The 22,240-nt window shown below is 41.0% G+C and carries 20 protein-coding genes; 7 read left to right on the top strand and 13 right to left on the bottom strand.

What is annotated here, in order from left to right; all coding sequences use genetic code 11:
- Positions 1 to 70: 70 nt before the first annotated feature.
- Positions 71 to 751 carry a head GIN domain-containing protein gene (locus tag N7E81_RS14050; RefSeq protein ID WP_263050225.1) on the bottom strand — a complete coding sequence of 227 codons (681 nt, stop codon included), beginning with the start codon at positions 749 to 751 and terminating at the stop codon, positions 71 to 73.
- 243 nt (positions 752 to 994) lie between these two features.
- On the opposite strand from N7E81_RS14050, the gene mtaB reads away from it, so the two are divergent.
- A complete protein-coding gene (gene mtaB, locus N7E81_RS14055) occupies positions 995 to 2,302 on the top strand; it encodes a tRNA (N(6)-L-threonylcarbamoyladenosine(37)-C(2))-methylthiotransferase MtaB (RefSeq protein ID WP_263050226.1) in 1,308 nt (435 codons plus the stop codon).
- 1 nt (position 2,303) lies between these two features.
- Here the strand turns inward: mtaB and N7E81_RS14060 are convergent, their stop codons facing one another.
- Positions 2,304 to 2,891, bottom strand: coding sequence for a DUF2911 domain-containing protein (locus tag N7E81_RS14060; RefSeq protein WP_263050227.1), 588 nt, complete (start codon positions 2,889 to 2,891; stop codon positions 2,304 to 2,306).
- Between the two features lie 253 nt (positions 2,892 to 3,144).
- Here N7E81_RS14060 and N7E81_RS14065 point away from each other — a divergent pair, with 253 nt between their 5' ends.
- Together N7E81_RS14065 and N7E81_RS14070 are read left to right on the top strand one after the other, a co-directional pair.
- Positions 3,145 to 3,405 carry a hypothetical protein gene (locus tag N7E81_RS14065; RefSeq protein WP_263050228.1) on the top strand — a complete coding sequence of 87 codons (261 nt, stop codon included), beginning with the start codon at positions 3,145 to 3,147 and terminating at the stop codon, positions 3,403 to 3,405.
- A gap of 237 nt (positions 3,406 to 3,642) precedes the next feature.
- Positions 3,643 to 4,176, top strand: a complete 534-nt coding sequence (locus tag N7E81_RS14070; protein ID WP_263050229.1) for a peroxiredoxin family protein — start codon at positions 3,643 to 3,645, stop codon at positions 4,174 to 4,176.
- 10 nt (positions 4,177 to 4,186) lie between these two features.
- Here the strand turns inward: N7E81_RS14070 and N7E81_RS14075 are convergent, their stop codons facing one another.
- From N7E81_RS14075 to N7E81_RS14125, 11 genes are all read right to left on the bottom strand, one after another.
- Positions 4,187 to 4,483: a hypothetical protein gene (locus N7E81_RS14075; protein ID WP_263050230.1), complete on the bottom strand. Its 297-nt coding sequence runs from the start codon at positions 4,481 to 4,483 to the stop codon at positions 4,187 to 4,189.
- Positions 4,484 to 4,580: 97 nt separating this feature from the next.
- Complete coding sequence (locus N7E81_RS14080) at positions 4,581 to 7,730, bottom strand: AsmA family protein (protein ID WP_263050231.1); 3,150 nt, start codon at positions 7,728 to 7,730, stop codon at positions 4,581 to 4,583.
- 115 nt (positions 7,731 to 7,845) lie between these two features.
- Complete coding sequence (locus N7E81_RS14085; RefSeq protein WP_263050232.1) at positions 7,846 to 8,544, bottom strand: sulfite exporter TauE/SafE family protein; 699 nt, start codon at positions 8,542 to 8,544, stop codon at positions 7,846 to 7,848.
- Positions 8,544 to 8,978 (bottom strand): FixH family protein, encoded by a 435-nt coding sequence (locus N7E81_RS14090; RefSeq protein WP_263050233.1) that lies wholly within the window; start codon positions 8,976 to 8,978, stop codon positions 8,544 to 8,546. Before N7E81_RS14090 ends, N7E81_RS14085 begins: the two co-directional genes overlap by 1 nt.
- The gene (gene ccoG, locus N7E81_RS14095) at positions 8,978 to 10,390 is read right to left on the bottom strand and encodes a cytochrome c oxidase accessory protein CcoG (RefSeq protein WP_263050234.1); all 1,413 of its coding nucleotides are present in this window, start codon (positions 10,388 to 10,390) and stop codon (positions 8,978 to 8,980) included. The genes N7E81_RS14090 and ccoG overlap by 1 nt, the downstream gene beginning before the upstream one ends.
- Positions 10,390 to 11,274: a cbb3-type cytochrome c oxidase N-terminal domain-containing protein gene (locus tag N7E81_RS14100; RefSeq protein WP_263050235.1), complete on the bottom strand. Its 885-nt coding sequence runs from the start codon at positions 11,272 to 11,274 to the stop codon at positions 10,390 to 10,392. The genes ccoG and N7E81_RS14100 overlap by 1 nt, the downstream gene beginning before the upstream one ends.
- 4 nt (positions 11,275 to 11,278) lie before the next feature.
- Complete coding sequence (locus N7E81_RS14105) at positions 11,279 to 11,452, bottom strand: cytochrome C oxidase Cbb3 (RefSeq protein WP_263050236.1); 174 nt, start codon at positions 11,450 to 11,452, stop codon at positions 11,279 to 11,281.
- A 12-nt stretch (positions 11,453 to 11,464) separates the two neighbouring features.
- On the bottom strand, positions 11,465 to 13,582 hold the full coding sequence (ccoN, locus tag N7E81_RS14110) for a cytochrome-c oxidase, cbb3-type subunit I (protein WP_263050237.1): 2,118 nt from the start codon (positions 13,580 to 13,582) through the stop codon (positions 11,465 to 11,467).
- Positions 13,583 to 14,018: 436 nt separating this feature from the next.
- The gene (gene hemN / locus N7E81_RS14115) at positions 14,019 to 15,377 is read right to left on the bottom strand and encodes an oxygen-independent coproporphyrinogen III oxidase (protein WP_263050238.1); all 1,359 of its coding nucleotides are present in this window, start codon (positions 15,375 to 15,377) and stop codon (positions 14,019 to 14,021) included.
- Between the two features lie 79 nt (positions 15,378 to 15,456).
- Entirely contained in the window at positions 15,457 to 15,621 is a 165-nt protein-coding gene (ccoS, locus tag N7E81_RS14120; protein WP_263050239.1) for a cbb3-type cytochrome oxidase assembly protein CcoS, read from the bottom strand.
- On the bottom strand, positions 15,618 to 18,011 hold the full coding sequence (locus tag N7E81_RS14125; RefSeq protein WP_263050240.1) for a heavy metal translocating P-type ATPase: 2,394 nt from the start codon (positions 18,009 to 18,011) through the stop codon (positions 15,618 to 15,620). Before N7E81_RS14125 ends, ccoS begins: the two co-directional genes overlap by 4 nt.
- Before the next feature lie 211 nt (positions 18,012 to 18,222).
- On the opposite strand from N7E81_RS14125, the gene N7E81_RS14130 reads away from it, so the two are divergent.
- The 4 genes from N7E81_RS14130 to N7E81_RS14145 all read left to right on the top strand — a co-directional run bounded on the left by N7E81_RS14130 (position 18,223) and on the right by N7E81_RS14145 (position 22,105).
- Positions 18,223 to 19,485, top strand: a complete 1,263-nt coding sequence (locus tag N7E81_RS14130) for a sensor histidine kinase (RefSeq protein ID WP_263050241.1) — start codon at positions 18,223 to 18,225, stop codon at positions 19,483 to 19,485.
- Positions 19,478 to 20,536: a response regulator gene (locus N7E81_RS14135; RefSeq protein ID WP_263050242.1), complete on the top strand. Its 1,059-nt coding sequence runs from the start codon at positions 19,478 to 19,480 to the stop codon at positions 20,534 to 20,536. The genes N7E81_RS14130 and N7E81_RS14135 overlap by 8 nt, the downstream gene beginning before the upstream one ends.
- Before the next feature lie 224 nt (positions 20,537 to 20,760).
- Positions 20,761 to 21,228, top strand: coding sequence for a hypothetical protein (locus tag N7E81_RS14140; protein WP_263050243.1), 468 nt, complete (start codon positions 20,761 to 20,763; stop codon positions 21,226 to 21,228).
- 259 nt (positions 21,229 to 21,487) lie between these two features.
- Positions 21,488 to 22,105, top strand: a complete 618-nt coding sequence (locus tag N7E81_RS14145; RefSeq protein WP_263050244.1) for a hypothetical protein — start codon at positions 21,488 to 21,490, stop codon at positions 22,103 to 22,105.
- Positions 22,106 to 22,240: the final 135 nt, after the last annotated feature.

Raw genomic sequence — 22,240 nt, forward strand, 5'->3', positions numbered from 1 at the left:
AAACATGAAAAAAGCAAAAGCCCGAATCTCATATGAAATTCGGGCTTTTGCTTTTTAAGGGCTATATCGTTTAATCTTTAACGAACTTGCCGCTACTGTTTGCACTTACGTCTACTTTTTCTGGAGCGCCGCGATAATACACTTTGCCGCTACTGCTGGCACGGCCTTCAATGCTACGATGAGCAGTCACTTGGGCTTTGCCAGAGCTGCTGATATTGGCTTCTACGTTTTCGCTATCCATGTTATAGGCATATAGTTTGCCAGAGCTACTGATGTCTAAGTCCTGGTATTTGGCCTTGCCAGAGAGTTCTACTTTTGCGCTACTAGAAATTTTAACTTCTAGGTATCTTACGTTGAGTACTAAGTTGGCCTTGCCAGAACTGCTTGCCCTAATTTCGAAATCTTCTGTTGCTATGGCATCTTCACCAGATATGGAAGCAGAAGAGCTAACGGATATTTCTTTTAGTTCGTCGGAGTAGGAGAGTTCAATATTTACATCCATAGAAGAGTAGTTTCCTTTTTTCATTCTAATGTAAAGTGTAGAGCCTTCTATATCGGTTTCTACTCGGTCTACATCGATTCCACGGGTTTCTATTTTTGCTTCGTTAGCGGCTCCTTGGCGTAGATTGACTTTGATGGATTGAGAGACTCGTATTTGATCGAATGTACCTAGGTTTCTTGTTTCGCTATTTTGTGCCTGAGCCAAATTGAAGGCAAGAGCCAGGATCACACAAATGAGGTGCTTTTTCATGAGTTCTTATATTTTGATTACGAATGATGGACTGGGGTAGCATCAAAAGGTTGCATATTTTGAAATAAAAAGCACCGTACTTTTGAAGGTTTGAACTGAGTGACCTATTTTTAGGGTTGTTAATTAACACGGAAAAGAATTAAAGACGCTTCATTGAGAAAAAGGTAGATAATATTTACCTTGGAGAAAGCCCCCTAGTGGGGCTTTCTTTTTTTTAGTAGCTTTGCGTTTTATTTCTTACGCATGAAAAAAGTCGCATTTTATACACTGGGTTGTAAACTCAATTTTTCTGAGACCTCTACGATATCAAGATTGTTTGAAGAGGAAGGCTATCAGAAAGTGGCCTTCGAAGAAAAGGCCGATATTTTCGTGATCAACACCTGTTCGGTCACAGAGAATGCAGATAAAAAATGTCGACAGATTGTAAAGAGCGCCAAGAAAAACTCACCAGATTCATTTGTAGTCATTATTGGTTGCTTTGCTCAGCTCAAGCCTAAAGAAATATCTGAAATACCAGGAGTAGATGCGGTATTGGGTGCTGCAGAAAAATTCAAACTGCTAGAACACTTAAAAGGTTTTGAAAAACAAAAAGAGGCTATCGTATGTGCTTCTGAAATTTCTAACGCTACCGAATTTAACAATGCGTATTCTATAGCTGACCGTACGAGAACTTTTCTAAAAGTACAGGACGGCTGTAATTATGGCTGTGCATTTTGTACCATTCCGTTGGCGCGTGGTAAGAGTAGAAGCGATACCATCGAAAATATTTTGAAATCTGCTCATGAGATTGCTCAAACAGAGGTGAAGGAAGTGGTGCTGACGGGTGTGAATATCGGTGACTTTGGTGTGCAAGATGGCCGGAGAAAAGAACGGTTTTTAGAACTGATACAAACACTCGATGAAGTGGAAGGGATCGAGAGATATCGCATTTCTTCTATTGAACCCAATTTGCTCAACAATCAAATTATAGAGTTTGTGGCGAAGAGCAAGAGGTTTGTCCCTCATTTTCATATCCCACTTCAGTCAGGTAGCAATAAGATTTTGAAGTTGATGAATCGTCGATATCTGCGAGAGCTGTATGTGGAGCGTGTGGCTAAGATCAAGCAAGAAATGCCAGATGCATGTATTGGGGTGGATGTGATCACGGGGTTTCCTGGCGAAACGCATGAGGATTTTTTAGATACTTACAATTTCATCAATGAGTTGCCAGTATCTTACCTACATGTATTTACCTATTCTGAGCGAGCCAATACCCATGCCGTAGAAATGGATGGTGTAGTGCCAAAGAAAGAGCGAAATGAACGTTCTAATATGCTGCGGATTCTTTCCGAAAAGAAAAAACATGCCTTTTATGAATCTCAGCTTGGTAAAGCGTTTTCGGTATTGCTAGAAAACGATGTGAAGGAAGGTTATATGTTTGGGTTCACCGAAAATTACTTGAAAGTCAAATTGCCTTTTCAAGAAGATTTGGTCAATCAAGTACGTTTGGTGAAGATGGAAGCCGTCAATGAAGAAGGAACCATGGACGTATTAGAAAGTGTAGTTGTTTAAATTAAAGAGGCTGTACTTTAAAGTCAAATCTAAGTCGATCCCAAGCAAAGTACACAATACCAGTTTCGTCTACCTCGAAAGTTAACCGCTCCGAAATGTCTGGTACTATAGTAGGTACTACATCGAATCGAAGTACATCTAATGATTGATCATAGTCGTAGGCACCCCATACTTCATATTTTGTATTAAGGATTACCGTCCATTTGTCTTCTGCAGGTATGGTATATAGAGCGTAGTTGCCTGCCAGCAAGGTGTCACCATTCACCAATATGTCTCCCGTGGCAGAGAGTACGGTAGCCTCGTTGGCACCAGTTCTCCAGACTTTATGATAGGGGACTAGACCACCCCATATTTTACGTTCTTTCACAGCTGGTTGACTATAAGTTACAAATATGTCTGTTCGGTCTATGGTAGTGAGCGATCTGGCAGGGGGAGAGGGACGTGAAGCACATTTTTTTTGATAGGATTCAAATTCCCTTAAATCCGATGAGATGAATTTAGATGGGTATTCTGGACGGTAGCAACCGCTCAATGCAAGAGGGGTGAGGATAACTACTAGTACCCACCTACTGCTTAATTTCATATTCATTAACCTTTCTTTCAAATCGCCAAATTAATATTTTCTTGAATCTTGTGTACGTGTTGACTATAAATATGTTCAAACATTTAATTTTTTATTGTTGTTGATGCCTGGTTGGTCAGATATCGTACATTAATTGTATCAAAATCGATCAATTAAATAAGGAAATATTATTTGTAACTATCAGTATTACAGCTAGATAAGTGGTTAGGTATATTTTTTGATAATTCAATGTCTATTATACACTATTAAACTTAAAGACATGAGCATCATCGGTATAGAAATTCCACGATTGTCAGAGGATCAGGACATCAGTGTAGAGGTTAAAATCAATGGTATTAAAAAACAATATAATTATCGAGTAGAAATCTTCTATTGGGAAGAATGCCCATTTCCTACAGCTGATAGAGTAGAATGTATAAAAAACCTGGTGGCTAGCTATGATGATGCTTGGGATTTGGCACATATTGGTATTCCTACAGATGAATATATCCCTATTACGTTTAGAAGAAAAAGAGTTTAGGCTTGTATTATGGACAGTAGGTACTTATTATTGTTAACGATTTCAACTGGTTATGTCATTTGTATGAATACATAACCTCAACTATATAACCACGCTTCTGCGTGGTTTTTTTTTATGCTTGATTTTAACTGAGAATTGCTAAGTATAAGGAGTGAAATTTATATAACGAAAGACTATATTTAATGCTCTAATATTCTGACTAGAGCCAACTGGCTTAGTTTTAGCTTAATGCAACTTATGAAATACGCCGTTTTACTTTTTTTTGCCTTTGTATGGTCTGGGTCTGATCAAAAATCTTTTCAAGAGGGGCAGGTTGCTCCAGATATCGAAATGACTAATCTGAAAGGCGAGGTGGTCAAGCTTTCTTCGTTGAGAGGACAAATGGTTTTTATAGATTTTTGGGCTTCGTGGTGTAAGCCTTGTAGGAAAGAAAATCCAGAGATTGTACGTGTATATCAAACGTATAAGGATGAATCTTTCGACAATGGAGAGGGCTTTGCTGTATTCAGTGTATCGCTTGATAAAAAACAAGAGGCTTGGCAAAAGGCGATTGTAAAAGACAGTCTAATCTGGGATACTCATGTAAGTGATCTTAAAGGATGGAAAAGCGATGCAGCAGTCGCCTACGGCATTTCGAGTATTCCGATGAGCTACCTGATCGATGGAGATGGGGTAATCGTAGCCGTAAACCCAAGAGGGGATAAACTAGAAAAGGAACTTAAAAAGAATCGTAAATCCGATTCTTGGTTTAAGTCCCTTTTTGATAAGTGAAGGTGAGCTTTTAGAAGTTCGCCTTAGCGCGAGCAGCTAGTGCTTTTAGACTATTTGCTACCCTTGCTTTTTCTTCATCTGGTGCTTTCGATGCCGCACATTCTGAATCTTTAGAGGCTTCTTCAAAAGAATCATACTCCTTGTCGCCTACTTGGTACTTACATTCTGTTTCTGAAGTACAGCAAACAGTAACAACTACAGTGCATATATCTTCATCTGCACTACAACTTTCATCATCATCATCACTACATGATGAAAAACCAATAGCCATTGCAAGCATGGCGGTTAAAAATAAATTGTGTTTCATATCTTAAGTCTTTTTATTCTAAATAAATTCTTTAATAAAAGTAATCATCAGATCGCGTTATTATTGTGTGAACGCCATAAAATTTCAATCTATTTGCTCAGAGTTTTTCTGCTCCAGTATCAAATGTGAAAAATTTAGGTTGGAATCGGAATTCTAGAATTTTTTCTTGCGTTTTTACTTTTGTTAGCATAGCATCACGATCCTTTTCCTTGTCAAACCCACTTTTATATTTTCCTTTTCTACCTGTGGCTTTTAGACGTATCATTTTCTTTCGTTTTGTTGGGGCATTTTCATCAAGACTCGACTGCTTATTTTTACCCAAAATCTGTCCCAGATTTATTCCGATATGATATTGGTAGTCTTCTCCAAAACTCTGCATACCAATGGCTTCTACATCAAAAACACTAGTAACAACATAGGTTCTAGGAACGTAAACAGCATCTTTGAAAAGGAACATATGTGTATTGATGGTTTTGAAACTCATAGTATCCAAATTGTCAATTTTTGGAAGGTATTGTGCCATGTCTTGAACAGGAGGGTATTGATATATTCCCCCATCTTCAAATTTTAGATCACAAGTCATACGCAAGTCGTCGTATACGATGGAGTCTCCTATCATAGTCATTCTTAAAAAGAAGTTATCGGAAGATAGTTTGCCATTAAGTTGCTGATAGGTCATTTCTTGTTGATCGAAGTTTTTCATTTCTTTCATCAATCTTCTAATATCAATATTAGAGACACTATTTTTCATTTCTATTTCCATGTGGTCAGTTTCATCCATTTTTACTTTAATGGCTGTATTGACCTTTCCGCCAAAGGCTAAAAATTTCAATTGATCTACCGTATATACCGTGTCGTTTACGTTGTACAAAGCAGAGATTTGCTCTAGCAGGGCGTCTTCATACTTGACATTGTCTATGGCTAGTTTGCCTTTGATTTCATTGGTGGCAGTGTTCATTTCACAGTTTGTCGAGAGGCCATTGAGCAAAGTGCCTTCATAGTTGACGTGGCCTACGGATACCTGTGCTTTGATGACTTTTTTGACATCTTGTATATCGTAGGTCGTCTGTATGTCTTTGACCAGCGAGTTTTCATATTTAAAACTGTTGACAGATAGTTTGCCTTTGATTTCGTAGTTCCAAGCTTGTGGCTCTGAGGCTGGTTCTTCAGCTTCTATGTCGGGAGTATCTTCGCTAGATGCAAATGCCCCAAGAACGGTATAATCCAAGTCTCCTAAGCTACATATACCATCGACTTTGAGTGTGCCAGGTCGGTTTCGGATCACTGTGTTGAATAGATTTTGAATAGTGGTAGTATCGATATTGAAAGCCATTTTTTGATACATGCCGCCGAAGTTACTGATGCTAATCATTCGACTGTCTACAGCTATGTGTCCATTCAAATTCTGAACGTTCATTAGAGTATCTGTCATGTCCAGTGTGATATTTTTCATTCTCAGGTCGATTGTCGTTTGATCATAAAGTATGTTTTCGAACTGAGTTGCTACAGAATCCAGACATATTTCTCCTCTTGTTCTGATTTTTGCTTGGAATCGACCCTTCATATCGTTGACCAAAGTGTCGGGAGCCAAGCGTTTTAAGTTGGCCAACTCGACATCAATATTGCTTTGTATAGCAAAGGATACATCTTCCATCTTTCCCACATAGGCCGACCCAAAAACAGAGCCTTCGTCGGTAGCTAGATAAAAAGAGGGAATGTCAAGATCTAATCGCTCTACATTCATCACATCACCTATGAGTCTTACGTGAATGGAGTTATCTAGCAAATTGACCTTGTAATCAGGTAGGTTAGTACTCAGGTTTTTAAGTTTGATCGTACGTGCTTTGTAGTCTATGCTTGTAGATAGTTTGTTGAGTGTCACTACCGAATCCATAATTAAATCCAAGTCGCTGATTTGGATCTGAGCCCGTGTATTTTGTAAAGCTTGTTCGATAAACTTATTGTCAATCGAATCTGGTAGTGTGCCCTGTGTCTGAATGGATGCCTGTACACGTCCGCTAAGTTGCTGAACCAAATCACGTGGAATTAAAGGTTTGGAAGCCAACAAATCGAGTGATATCTTGGTTTTGAGATTGTAGTTCAGTTGATCCAAATTGTTGAAATTGCCACTGGTTTCGATATGGTTACCACTGAAATCAATTGCAAATAAGTCTACTAGAATAGCTGTCGTGCTATTATTGCTCTTAGCCCCGTTGGTAGCAGACCCTTTGAGTATGATGTTGTAAGCAAGTGGCAAAGTGTCATATTTTATACTTGCTTCAGTGAGCTTGTATTTAACCTCGTAATGGGGAAGGTCATCTCCGGTAGCCATGCCTTTTACTTTGGTTTGCAACTCAATGCCACCAGACAGCTGACTTACCTTATATTCATTTAATAAATCCTCAGGAGCGTATTTGATCAATGCGGCTAGCTCTGGTACGGAGATGGATAGTGTCAGGTCAGTATACATATCAGTCAGTGCTATTTTGCCTTTAGCAGAAAAATCAATTTCGTCTGTGGCTATTTTAAGTGTTTTGGCAATTACAGAATCTGATCGATAAGCCACGTCAAATTGTATATCAGCTCCTTTCATGCGATTTAGATGAGTGTTGTCATAGCTCATGTTGCTGAGTTTGACTTGACCGTTAGCAAGTACACGGGTGTCAAGTTCGTCTATATCTACTGCACAAGTAATCACGGGCAAATAAGCTTTCATTTTCACCTTTAGCTGATCGTCACTATATAACGTAGTGATATTTCTGATGGTGACTTTGTCTACGGTAAGGAGTAAAGGAGCGGATTCTACTTCATTTTCTGGAGTGGATGTAGTGTCGCTAGGCATGAGGAAGTCAAAGCAAGTAGCGCCTGTAGAATCCACTAAATATTTTACATAACCATCTTCTAGAGAGAGGTTTTTAATAGTAAAAACATTGTCTAAGAGGTCTGTTGATTTTAGGTTGATGTATAGCTTGTTGATCTTGGCAAGTGTGTCTATAGGATCTGATACTTGCTCTTGACGAGCACCTACCCAAATGCCATCTACTCGAACGCTTGCCTGAGGAAAATTTTCTATCAATGAAAATGAAATTTCACCTGTTGCCATGGGAGAACCTAGTGTTTCGCTTAGATAGGCTACTGCTAGCTTTGTGATTTTTTCTTGCATGAGCCAACCAGCAACGATAAGCGTAGTAAAGGCAATTAAAAATACGAGTAAGGTGATTTTTACGGCTTTTAATAAAATCTTCATGAGTGGTTTGTAAGATCAATTTTCAAAGCCCAATTTAAATTGAATTCAAGACTTGTAGGGGTGTTCTGAGAAGAAAATGAATACTTCTTCTAATATGAAAGGCATACGATGTGCTTTATCTGCAAACGGTGATGTCGGTGGTAGGATATAAATAGGCGATGGCGGGACTGAGGTAGGGGATGTTCAAATTCAGTCCTCGAATCACTAATAGACAACCTAAAACAAATACGAAGAAAGTAGAAAGCCGAGTGAAGGAAACAAATGAAAAGCTTTTGAAGGCTCGTCCTGAGATAGATATAAAAAGCATAGCAGGTACCGTACCGAGCCCAAAGACGACCATATACCAAAGGCCGTTTGATAGATCTGTAGTAGCCAGTGCACCTGCTACAGCTGCATAGACCAATCCACAAGGTAAGAAACCATTTAAAACGCCAAAAAAGAAAGTGCCCATGAGCTTACTAGACTTTATCCATTTGCCCAGTTTGTTTTTCAAACCCTGGGTGAGTTTGTACAAGGGTTGGTACAATTTTCCTTTGGCCGAAGAGCTAAGTCCTATGGCCAAAAGGATCATGAATAAGCCAATGACGATTGAAAATGCTTGCTGATATCCGCCTAAAGCAACCCATTCGCCTAGCAGACCAAATACCAAACCGATACCCGCATAGGTAACGATCCGACCCATGTTGTACAAAAGACGACTAATTAAGAACCTAGAGAGCGATTGTTGACCCGCCATACTGAGGGCGATTGGTCCGCACATCACGACGCAGTGTAGGCTGCCCACAAATCCAAGAAATAAGGCTGTCCAGTACATTACAGTACGAATCTTTGTTCGGAGAAATATTCCTTGTCGTTAGATTTCCAACGGAGTTTTGTTTTCCAAAGCCCTTTGCCTAAACCATTCGTAGGGAAAGACTGGCTATAAGCCTGATCCAGTTTTAGTTCGATTTTCTTATCTATCGAATTGTCCGATGGTCGAAAGAAATGAATTTCTCCAGATTGTATTTCGCTAGCCAAATGGATAGGAAAAGTCACTATGATCTCTTCTCCACGTCTGATGATGGTGGGCTTGTCTGCTAGATCATTGAAATTCTGAATTCTATCGATTTGGTCTTGATAGGCCAATTCTTCTTCATAATAATTATGTGCGACTAAATTCACTTCGTGCTTCATAGAAATGACCACCATAGTGATGACTAATCCAGCAAACAAGACGAAGGCTAATATGATGCTACGTGGCCAATTCATTATTTCATATTTACAGGTCCCAAAAATTTAGTGTTTATTTCGTCTATCAATTCTCCATTTCTAAATACGCCTATCTCTACGCTGAATTTAGCTTTGTAGATAGTATGTGGTGGCATTTTAATAAAAAACACTCCCTCATATTTGTCATTAGCAGGGATGATGATGCGTTGTGTACCTACACGGTCTATTTGAGCATGAGAGTTGTCTAGCACCTTTAACTCTAGTTCCATGTCTTCAAAAGTTTTGTTGATAAACTGTATGTTGTATAGGTTCGATATCTGACCATCGTCTGTTTTTTGGTATAGCGTACCAGGGACCTTCAAAACTGTAATTTCTACTTCTGATCTAGATATGAGCATAAAAGATAAGAAGGTGACTAAGGCTAGTAGTACTACAGAATATCCAGCTATTCTGGGGGTAAACAATTTCTTTTGCCCAGTTTCTATAGCGGTATGTGACGACAATCGAATTAGACCTTCTGGTTTATTGATTTTGTACATGACCTCATCACAAGCATCCATACAGGCGGTACAGTTTACACATTCTAGCTGTGTGCCATTTCTAATGTCAATGCCTGTAGGACAGGCGTGTACGCATAGCTTACAATCGATGCAGTCTCCTGCTGCTGTTGTTTGGTCTGTTTTTTTCAGTTTAGATCTGGGCTCACCACGTAGCCAATCATACATCACGGCCATGGTGTCTTTTACGATCAACACACTCTGTAGCCGCCCATAAGGGCACACGGCCACACAGGCCTGTTCTCTAAAGTAGGCAAATACCCAATAGAAGATACCAGTAAAAGTGACCAGCCCAATAAACCCACTCATGTGTGCGGTAGGTGGCTGAGATATGATCGCAATCACTTCGTCTACACCTATAAGGTAGGCCATTACAGTATGCGAAATGAGGATCGCAACTGCCAGAAAGATGAAATGCTTCAATGACTTTTTCCAAATTTTGCTGGCACTCCAAGGCGCAGTATTTAGTTTTCTTTGTTGATTGGCATCGCCTTCTATCCAGTATTCGATCTTTCTAAAGACCATTTCCATAAACAGTGTTTGTGGACAAGCCCATCCGCACCATACTCGTCCAAAGGCTACAGTGAATAAGATGATGAATACAAAAAAGGTAACGGCCAGTAAGGCCAGTAGGAAAAAATCTTGTGGCCAGAAGGCCTGCCCCAAGATGATGAACTTGCGTTCGAAAATATTGAGTAGAAGCATTGGACGGCCACCGATGGTGATGAAGGGGCCTGCGAAGAGCAATCCAAGGAGAACTACAGTAACCCCTATCCGATAGTTGTGATACTTGCCTTTGGGCTTTTTGGGGTAGACCCAAATACGCTTACCAGACTCGTCTACAGTGGCGATGGTGTCTCTGTATTCCTCCTCAAATTGATAATGGTTTTCCATTATTCTGTTTCTGCTTTTTCTGTGTATAATTCTCCCTGAGGTTCTTTAGCCCCTGCAGGATTGGTGCCTTTTAGTGTGTGAATATAAGAGGTTACATCATTCATTTTAGCAGGGGAGAGTACTTCGCCCCATGCGATCATTCCTTTGTCTGGCACACCATTTTTTATAGTGTTGTAGATTTCTTGAATGCTGCCACCATGTAGCCAATAGTCATCTGTCAGGTTAGGGCCTATTCCGCCTTCACCAGCGGCTTTGTGACAAGCTACACAATTTCTGTTGTAGACGGTTTTTCCACTAGAGATGACTGCGGGATCTTCGGAGAATACAATATTTGATTCGTCTACAGCATTACCATCTGCTTCAGCAGAAGCTTTATTGGCTTGCGCTTCTGCCATGGCTATTTCATATTCTTGTGTTTGTAGTGGAAGTGTGCCACTCACATGATAGAGAAACATATAGATGACAGCAAATACGATACATGCATAAAACATGTATGTCCACCATGGAGGCAAGTGATTGTCTAGTTCCTTGATGCCATCGTAGTCGTGATCTAGTACAATGGTATTTTCTTTTTCAATAGGTACGGCACCTGTGAGGCTATCATAAAATTTAGACCAAGCACTGGGTTCTTCTATATAAGCTAGTCCTTTTTCTTTTGCCTTTCTGATGCCGTCTTCTCTCACCATGACTTGTAGTATGGTCAAAAGGTAAAAAGCTACTAGCAGTACCAAAAGCATCACAAAGAGCACCAGAATAATCATCATTTCAGTGGTGTTGAGCAAAGCTATGGTCGAGCCTTCCGATTGTGCGAATGATATCGGGCCAGTCAGGAGCAATAGCATACAAACCCCAAGACCCTTTATATATGTTTTAAAATTATTCATGTCATTAAGATTTAGGTGTTTTGGTAATGGGTAAGTTTTTCATTTCGTCGATATATGAATTGTCGACGCCTTTGTATACCCACCAAAGCAGTCCTACAAAGAAGATGAAAAAGATGGATAGGGAAATAATTGGCCATATTTCCACACCATTTACTTGTTCGAAATAGTATTTAAACATAATTATTTTCCTTTAGTCTTTTACAGTAATGTCTTTACCTAGGCGTTGCAAGTAAGCAATCAGTGCAATGATTTCTGCGTCGTCAGAGATCTCAATGTCTTCTGCTGCCAGGTTTTCAGTAATACCCTTGGCTTGCGCCGCAAGGTCGTCGTTGGCTGTGTTTTCATAACCCTCTGCATACGGTACACCTACCGTTCTGAGGGCATTGATTTTGCCAGGTGTCAATTCTTTATCGATCATTTGCTCAAATAGCCAAGGGTAAGAAGGCATAATAGAACCCTCCGAAACTTGCCCTGGATCAAGCATGTGATAAAAATGCCAAGAGTTTGATTTCTTTAATTTGCCTACACCTTCACGAGCCAAATCTGGACCTGTTCTTTTCGATCCCCACAAGAAGGGGTGATCATAGACAAATTCTCCTGCTTTAGAGTACTCACCGTATCGCTCGGTTTCGTCACGGAAAGGACGGATCATTTGCGAGTGGCAATTGTTACAGCCTTCGCGGATGTAGATGTCTCTGCCGTGTAATTCTAGTGGAGTATATGGTTTTACCGAAGCAATTGTAGGTACATTAGATTTGATCAAAAAGGTAGGTACCATTTCTATTAGACCCCCGATCAGAATGGCAATTAATGATAATACAGTAAATATGATTGGCTTTCTTTCCAATACACTGTGCCAGTGCCCGCCAGTAATTACTTTTTTCTCTAGCGCGGGAGCTTCTGCTGCTTCATCGCTCACAAAAGAACCTTTACCAGCAGTCTTCATCAGGTTGAATATCATGATGAGTACACCAGATAGGTACAAACTTCCTCCAACGGCTCTTAGCATATACATGGGTAGAATCTGAACTACTGTTTCTAAGAAGTTTTTATAAACCAAGAATCCATCAGCATCGAACTGCTTCCACATAGAAGCTTGGGTGATACCTGCTATGTATAAGGGTAGAGCATAGAATATAATACCCAGTGTACCCAACCAGAAGTGGGTATTGGCCAAGCTACGTGAAAAGAGCTCTGTCTTCCACATTTTTGGCACGAGCCAATAGAACATTCCGAAGATTAAGAAGCCATTCCAACCCAATCCTCCCACGTGTACGTGAGCGACGATCCAGTCAGTATAATGGGCTATAGCACTTACATTTTTTAGCGAAAGCATCGGCCCCTCGAAGGTAGCCATACCATAGGCGGTCACGGCTACGACCATAAATTTCAAAACGGGATCTTCTCTTACCCGATCCCAAGCGCCTCTTAAGGTCATTAGCCCGTTGAGCATGCCCCCCCAGGATGGAGCCAATAGCATAATGGAAAAGACAACTCCTAATGATTGTGCCCAGTCAGGCAAAGAGGTGTAGAGCAAATGGTGGGGGCCAGCCCAGATGTATATAAATATTAAAGACCAAAAATGAATGATCGATAGCCTATAGGAGTAAACGGGTCTGTTGGCAGCTTTTGGCAGGTAGTAGTACATGATTCCCAAAAATGGGGTAGTCAAGAAAAATGCGACTGCATTGTGACCATACCACCATTGGACGAGTGCGTCTTGTACACCTGCATACCAAGAGTAACTCTTGAATAAGGTCACTGGGATTTCTACTGAATTGACAATATGGAGCACGGCAACTGTAACGAATGTGGCTATATAAAACCAGATGGCTACATACATATGCCGTTCACGTCTTTTTATTATGGTACCAATCATGTTGATCCCAAATACGACCCAAATCAAAGTGATGGCAATATCTATAGGCCATTCTAATTCGGCATATTCTTTACTAGTTGTATAGCCCAATGGTAAGGTGATGGCTGCTGCCAATAAAATAAGCTGCCAACCATAGAAATTTATCCATGAGAGGGTGTCGTTATACATACGGGCTTTGAGTAAGCGCTGCAACGAATAATATACCCCTGCAAACATGGCATTGCCGACAAAACCAAAGATGATAGCATTGGTGTGCAACGGCCTGACACGACCAAAAGTAGTATACTGCAGATCGAAATTGAAGGCTGGATAGAATAGCTGAATAGCAGCAGTGAGACCTGCCAGCATAGCCACCACTCCAAATACAATGGAGGCAATAGTGAAGTACTTGACAATTTTATTGTCGTAACTAAATTTTTCGAGTTCCATATGAGGCAATTGATTTTATGATTTGAGGTCTAAATTAGGTGAGAAAAATACATCGATGTATCTTCCAGATCATTCTTTAATATGATAATTATCATATTGGTTTGTTTCATTTTGTTTTCATTATCATTAAGATAATAGAAATCATTCTAAATGATTTCTATTATGATTTCTTTTTAAAGAGATACCCATAATTATGGGTCTACTAATGGGTGTTAAAATAATGATAGCTAACCATTTAGTTTTTTTTTTTTGAAGAAATGGCGCAGTTACTAGAGGCTGCGAACAGCTCCCCGAATAGCGAAGGGTATAGCTGCGGTGGCGATGATAATACTGTTCATTTTTTATGATCTTAAAGGTTATGTTTCGACTAATCCAACGATAAATCTAATTATACATAGATGTTGGGGTATGACATAAGATGCCATTAATACATATATTAGATAGTGCTGCTAAACTGTGGTTGGCTAGATCGGTTGGGTTTTAGATAGATATCCAATGCCATGCATACATTCCTTACAAACGGCCTGCCTTTTGTCGTTATCAATAGATGATTTGAAGTCGCAATGACGAGCTCGTCAGCGATCATTTCTTGCAGTTGGTTTTCTACATGATTTAACAAGTGTGCGTGAGGATCCGCTGGAGACCAGCTCGTTTCAAATTTGCACATCAGTTGGGTGATGTGTTGGCGGATATAAGCTTCCTCATCATTGAGTAGGTGGGTTTTGAAAATGGGAAATTCATTAGATATTACTGCTTTTTTATATTCTTCTACTTTTTTCAGATTTTGCCCATAGGCAGACCAAGCATCGCCAATGGCAGATACGCCTAGACCTATAGACAACAGACTGTGTTGTGTGGTGTAGCCCATGAAGTTTCGGTGCATGTGGCCTTCATTAGCAGCTCTGAATAGCGCTTCGTCTGGTAGTGAAAAATGATCCATACCTATTTCTTGATAGCCCATGTTTGTGAGCATTTGCTTGCCTAGTTCATATAGACTTCGTTTGCTTTCATGGCTGGGCAAGTCTGCTTCGGTAAACATGCGTTGGCCAGGTTTGATCCAGGGTACATGGGCGTAGCTGTAGAAGGCGATGCGGTCGGGTTGGAGTGTGGCTACTTTTGTACAAGTATCTGATATACTTGTGAGCGTCTGCAAGGGTAGACCATAGATCAAATCGAAGTTGATAGAAGTATAACCAATGGCTCTGGCAGAGTCGACCACTTTTTGTACTTGCTCATAAGTTTGCACTCGATTAATAATTTGTTGTACCTGAGAGTCAAAATCCTGAATACCAAAACTTACTCGACGAAAACCTAAGTTATAAAGGGTTTTTAGGTGTGTGTCGGTGGTATTGTTTGGGTGAGCTTCAAAACTAAATTCGGCAGCTGCTTTCATCACACATGTCTGGGTGATTCCTTCGATCAGGTAGGTTAGGTTTTGCGGACTAAAGAAAGTAGGAGTGCCTCCGCCTAAGTGTATTTCAGCAATTTCAGGTACGTCTTCTAGCAGGTCGAGATATAGTTTCCATTCTTTGAGTACAGTGTCGATATAAGGTTTTTCTACGGCATGGTTGATTGTGATTCTTGTGGTGCACCCACAGTAGGTACATAAGCTTTCGCAAAATGGCAAGTGAATGTATAAGCTGATCCCATTGGATTTGTTGGTCAGACGGAAAGTGTCTTTGATTTTACTTTTCCAGCCTTCAAGGTCTATTTTCTTTTGCCAAAAGGGGACACTAGGGTAGCTGGTATATCTGGGGCCAGGTACGTTATATTTGCGTGTGAGTGTAGTTGCCATACGATTCGCTTTTGTAGCAAATCAACTAGAATATAGTTAAGCCACTAAAGCCATAGGTCAGCTCATTTCATGATTTTGATCATATATCTAAAGAGTCCTCTCTGGGTTTGTCATCATAGAGGATGCGTATCGACGGAGAGTCTGTGTCTTCGTATTGATTCGATTTTACAGACCATATAAATAGCGCCAAAAAGATCAATGCGATCACCAAACTCACCACAATCAATATGATTAGAATTTTCATGCTTTTAGTTTTAGTCTACTACTCAAATATTTTACACCAAGTGTAGATAATAACACAACCGAAATGCTACTTACAGGCATCAGTATGGCGGCGATCACTGGTGTGATGTAGCCAGCCACAGCCAAAGATAACCCAACGATATTGTAACCAAACGAAACCATGAAGCCTGCGAGGATTATCTTTTTGGATTGATGAACGAGCTTGAGAAACTGAGGCAATTTTGTCAGTTGATTGCCCATGATGATGACATCACTGGCAGGGGTGAAGCTGGACATGTTTTCTGCTACTGAGATGCCTACATAGCTGGCTTTTAAAGCGCCTGCGTCGTTGAGCCCGTCGCCGATCATGATGGTTTTCTCCTGATATTCGAAGGCTTGTATGGCTTGTAGTTTGTCTTCCGGACTTTGATTGAACGCAAGTGGTGTATGCCTAGGAAATAATGCGGTTAGGTTCTGCTTTTCGGTCTCGTTGTCCCCTGATAGTACGGCAAAACTAAAGCGCGTAGCGAGTTGGTCGATCATGGCTTTGAGCCCTGTTCGGTATTTGCTTTGTATGAGGTAATAGCCCAGTACTTCTTCGTTGATAGCTATGGCGATGACTGCACCGTCGGAGGCGGGAGTGGTGGTGCCTACGAAACTGGCAGATCCCATTTTGACCGATTGATTATTTATAATACCGGATAGGCCTTTGCTTTTTTCTTCTTGGTAGCCAGAGACTGTTTGTACAGGTTCGCCCCGATGCAAGTGGGCGTGTAGCTGCATGCTAAGTGGGTGCACAGATTGGCTTGCTAGAGCCATGATAGCCGCTCTTTCAGCTGGTGCTAAAGTTCGACCATGCCATTCGATATTTTGATTGTCGCCAGTGGTGATGGTTCCTGTTTTGTCGAATACGATTTTTCTGATTTCCCAAAGCTTTTCTATAACTGCCGTACCTTTCAGGTACATTTTGCACTGACCCAAAGTATTCATAGTGGCACTGAGCGTGAAGGGTGCCGCTAGCGCGAGTGCACATGGACAGGCCACAATCAAAACTGAAGAAACAACAAACAGTACTTTGGAGCTATCCGCGAACGACCAATAGATACCTGCAACCAAAGCAATGCACAATACGATAGGTGTAAAGTATCTACTGACCTGATCGATCAACGAAGGAGTATCTCCTGATTTTGCTTCGTCGAATGAGGAGTGGTTCCAGAGCTGGGTAAGGTAGCTTTGAGAGACGGGTTTGATCACTGTCATTTGAGCAGAAGCCCCCTTTATTTTGCCGCCCGCATAGAGTTTAGCCCCTTCAGTCACGAGGTTCGGAGCTGATTCTCCTGATACAAAACTGTAATCTATCAAGGCCTCTGTGCTCATCAGTACGGCATCGCAGGGGATGATCTCTTCATTTCTGATTTCGATCAGATCATTTATTTCTAGCTGAGTCACAAGCGTACTTTTTTTATTGTCGCCAATGATTTTTTGTACAGCTAGTGGAAAGTAGGATTTGAAATTCCTGTCAAAGGCAAGTCCCTCATAGGTCTTGTTTTGCACCCATCGTCCGATGAGCAAAAAGAACACCAAGGCGGATAATGAGTCTAAATATCCAGATCCAGTTTCGGTGATTATTTCAAATAGACTTCTGCCAAAAAGAGCCAGGATGCCAATGGCGATGGGCAGGTCTATATTGAGGAGCCGCTTGCGCAGGCCGCTGATCGCTGAGGTGAAAAATTCGCTTGAGCAATAAAGCAGAACTGGAAGCGAGAGCCCAAGACTGATGTATGTGAAGTAGGCAATAAACTCAGAGTCTAGTTCGATACCTAGATAATCTGGAAATGCCAGTAGCATAATATTGCCAAAGCAAAAGCCTGCAATGCCGATTTTGAGATCGCGTGTCTTGTGGTTGGTGGTGGGAGCCTGTGTTTTGCGGTCGAGCGAAATTTCAGGTTCATAGCTGAGCTGGTAGAGTAGGTCGGCTATTTTGCGTAGACTAGTTTTGGCAGGGTTATAATCTATCGCTAGTCGTTTTTTGGAGAAGTCGATCTTGGTATGCAAAATGCCGTCGTCAAACTTTCGTATGTTTTCTAATAGCCAAATGCAACTGCTGCAATGGATCGAGGGGATGCTAAAAGTGATTTTTGCCAACTCGGCTGATTTGAAATCCAGCAAATGCTGCACGATCTCCTCGTCGTCCAGAAAGATGTATTTATCCTTAAAAAAATGGCTGAGCTGATTGCCAGGATTATTTTCAAAACTATAATAATCGCAAAGGTCTTTTTCCGCCAAAAGTTCAAATACGGTCTGACAGCCAAAGCAGCAAAAGGTGCGTTCATCGTGCCACAGCGGTTGGCCTTTGCAGTCTTCTCCGCAGTGGTAGCAGGTGGTTTTGTCTGGTGCTGTGGTCTGGTTCAAGTTTCTAAATTTTGTCTAAAACTAGTAATTACCGGTGGAATAAAATGCACGATCTGTCAAGGATAGGTGCTTGTATTTCTATTAGTTGTCTGTTCAAAACTAAATAGGGATTTTTCACCGAATGACAGCGATGATCACTTCATAATATGATCTAAATCACTTTATGGATAAATCATAAATGCTAGATTTGATTTCAAATTTTAAAAAACGAATGCATCGTTCTCATTCCAACACGTTTCAGAGTATTTTTTATTCTTGTGTAGAAGGCATATTGCTTGTCAACCAGGGCAAAATCACATTGGCCAACCCACAATGTGAGGCGTTGTTTGGCTATGGGTCAGGCGAATTGCTGGGGATGAGTATCGAAGAGCTAATGCCAAAGGATGTACGAACCAAACATGTGGTGGATCGTCAGAATTATGATAAGCGCCCTGAACCAAGACAAATGGGGGTAGGGAGAGACCTAGTGGCGCTAAAAAAGGATGGAAGTACTTTTCCTGTGGAAGTAAGTCTCAACGTGGCGCAAGTAGATGATGAAGACGTAACGATTGCACACATTATCGATATATCCAAGAGAAAAGAAATAGAGCAAGAGCTCAAGCGTAGTGAGGAACAGCTGACGCACTATGCCGCCGAACTAGAGCAGCGGGTGAATGATCGGACTAAAAAGCTACATGCTGTAGTGGATGAATTGCAGCAAACTAATGCAGACCTAGAACTGCAAATCAAAGAAAGAATAAAAGCTGAAAATGAAGCAAGAATAGCACTAGGGAAAGAAAAGGAGTTGCATGAGTTGAAAACACGTTTTGTGTCTATGGCTTCGCATGAGTTTCGTACGCCACTGAGTGCCATACTTTCTTCTGTATCACTCATTGGCAAATACAACACAGAGGAAAATAAAGACAAAAAACTCAAGCATATCAACCGAATCAAATCGAGTGTGGGAGAGCTAACGAGTATACTCAATGATTTTCTATCAATGGATCGCTTGGATGCGGGTAAGCTGTCGGTGTGGCATCGGGAGATTAAGCTTTGTGATTTTCTTCATGAGATCGTAGATGAGATGCGTGAGCTGATGAAGCGTGGACAACAATTAGACCTGAAGTGTGAACATCCCGATTCAATATTTGTGACAGATCCTCAGATACTTAAGCAAGTGTTAGTCAATTTACTGTCCAATGCCATCAAGTACTCTCCAGAAAAATCTGTGATTCGCATGCAGGTAAGGCTTATCAATGATGAATTAGAGATTCAGGTCGCTGATCAGGGGATTGGCATTCCTCAGGTAGATCAAAAGTACCTGTTCGACAAATTTTTCAGGGCGCACAATGCCGCGCATATACAAGGTACGGGGCTAGGACTCAATATTGTTCATAAATATCTAGAACTGATCGAAGGGGAGATAGCTTTTGAAAGTGAAGAAGGCAAGGGGTCGACCTTTAATCTAAAAATTAAATCAGGCGAAAATGAATAAAATACTGCTGATCGAAGACAATGTGGAAGTGCGTGAAAATACCGCGGAAATCCTAGAGTTATCAGGCTACCAAGTTACCACCGCACCTAATGGAAAGGCGGGGCTGGAGCAGCTCAAAGAGCAAATGCCAGATTTGATTATTTGCGATATTATGATGCCCGAGCTAGACGGCTATGGTGTATTACATATTCTATCAAAAAATCCGTCTACCGCACATATACCATTTATTTTCTTGACAGCCAAGGTGGAAAAATCCGATATGCGCATGGGGATGAATCTGGGTGCGGATGATTATCTCACCAAGCCGTTTGACGACATAGAGCTGCTTGGCGCAGTAGAGGCACGGCTGAAACGTACACGCCAGATTCAGCACGACTATGATAGCAACATTTCGGGCTTAGATCACTTTTTTAATGATGCTCAGGAGATCGAAAGCCTGAAAGCGCTGTCCAAGGAAAAGCGCATCAGACGACATAAAAAGAAGACAAATTTGTATCTGCAGGGGGACTTTCCTAACTATTTGATTTTCATCAATAAAGGGAAGGTGAAGACCTATAAGACCAACAAGGATGGCAAGGAGCTTATCACGGGGTTGTACGGCCCAGGAGATTTTATCGGGTTCAACGACCTGATTACCCAATCCGACCATACCGATTCGGCCATGGCCATGGAAGAATGCGAAACCTATTTTATTCCTAAAGAAGACTTTCTACAGCTGATCTATAAGGACAGATCGGTGGCTTCTCGGTTTATCAAGATCATTTCTGGCAACCTGAAAGATCAGGAGGAGAAGATGCTTCATATTGCCTACAACTCTGTGCGTCAGCGTGTGGCCGAAGCCCTGCTCACCGTGCAGCGCAATTTTGGAATGGCGTGCAAGCAGTTTCAGTTTTCGCGAGAGGACCTGTCCAATATCGTAGGCACTTCTCCTGAGTCTGTGATTCGTACGTTGTCGGATTTCAAAAAGGAGCAATTGATCGAAATCAAATCAAATCAAATCACCTTGAAAGACATCGACGAGCTATCGGCTATTATATCTCGTGGTTATTGATCTGTTTGCTGTTCTGTGCATAATAGTTAAGAAAAATTAAGTGTATTTTTAAACGTATAAAAACGGATAAATCCCGGATGTAAGGGATATATCAACCACTAGTGTGTTATATTCGGATGTTATCTGTAACTGACTGAACCCTCATGCGCTTTCCATTATTTCTAACATCGGTCTTGCTTACAGCATCAAGTTGTTCAAAAATGCTTATACCAGTTGCTTCAACAATGTATGACGCTAGTCAAGAAGCCCTACTGGATAGTTGCGAACTGACTGCTCTAACAACCGTTATGGGTTTTCATGCGATGCATGGCGAGTACCCATTTGCAGCCAAACAACTTGACACAACTATTGTTCTCCCAAATTTAGACACCCTAGACCTACCGCCATCGGAACTTGAAGAGTACAATCTGCAAATGGCCGACTCGCGCAGTTTTATAAACTCTTGGGAACAATGTAAGTCAACATTCGACTCTATTTATTTCAACACTTATGGGGCAGATTCTACAGACATCTTCTGGGAACGACAGAACATTTCTGCCAGTGGACACAAAAAATGGGTGAAGGAACATTGGCGACTGGAACCCTCAGCGAACGACTCAATTAACCTTCAATTTATTGGTCTAGAAATGAAGGTAGATTCATTGGACTCGAATGGTAATTTCAGAACGTACAAAAGCAATATCGGCAAATAAATACAGATAACATGGCGTCATAGTGCATGTGCGAACTGAGCATTTAGCCATCTTCGGCGGAACGAACCCGTGCATCTGCCGCGGGAAAAACTTCTCTGCTTATAGTGAGACCAGTTCGCCGCACCGGAAGATCAGCGGAACGCAGCTCTCACCGAATCACTAGTAGGTTCGGCAGATTTTCACTACTTTGGCTGTATTATCAAACGACACGCACACGCACCATACGCAGGCGTTACCACCCATGCGATAATTACTAAGTATGCAATTCAAATTAACTGAGGAAATTCTAAAACTTAGTGAATCCAAAATTTGGAATCAGGCTAAAAACGAATGGACTTTTGAATATGCATACTCTAGTGAAGAGCTTCAATCCTGCCTTTGCGGACATTATCCAATAAAAAACATCTGTGTTCTTAATAATTCCGAGAATAACAACACAACAGAAGTTGGTAACTGTTGCGTAAACAAATTTCTAGGTATTGAAGACGGGAATAAGATTTTCACTTCTATAAAGAGGCTAAAGGAAGATTTGACCAAATCAATGAGCTCAGAAGTATTGGAATTTTTGTTTAGCAAAAAAGTAGTTTCTGAATTTGAGTACAAGTTTTATTCTGACACAATTCGGAAAAGAAAACTCTCAACTAAGCAAGAAACTATAAGGGAAAGGATAAATCAGAAGCTGCTAGACTTTACGAGTGGCGAAGCGAACACACAATTCTCCAGAATTAATCTTGTCTTGAAATGGGCAGATCAGAATACTTGGTTTGATACAACTTTTGTGAAATCACTAAATGAGAGCTGTAAACGAAAAGGGAAATTAACTGACGCTCAAAAAGGATCTCTAGAAAAAATAATCTTTAAATGTAAAATTGAATAACGTGTGGTAACATTCTGTATCAAATCATGGCGGTTCAGCTGTGAAAGAAAGCTCTCAGCGTTCTGGAAACCCCGCCATATCTCAGATTAGCTCTATGGAATTAATAAAAGGGATAGACTGCGCGTCCCGGCCCAA

The organism is Reichenbachiella carrageenanivorans (genome assembly GCF_025639805.1).
GTDB classification, from domain to species: domain Bacteria; phylum Bacteroidota; class Bacteroidia; order Cytophagales; family Cyclobacteriaceae; genus Reichenbachiella; species Reichenbachiella carrageenanivorans.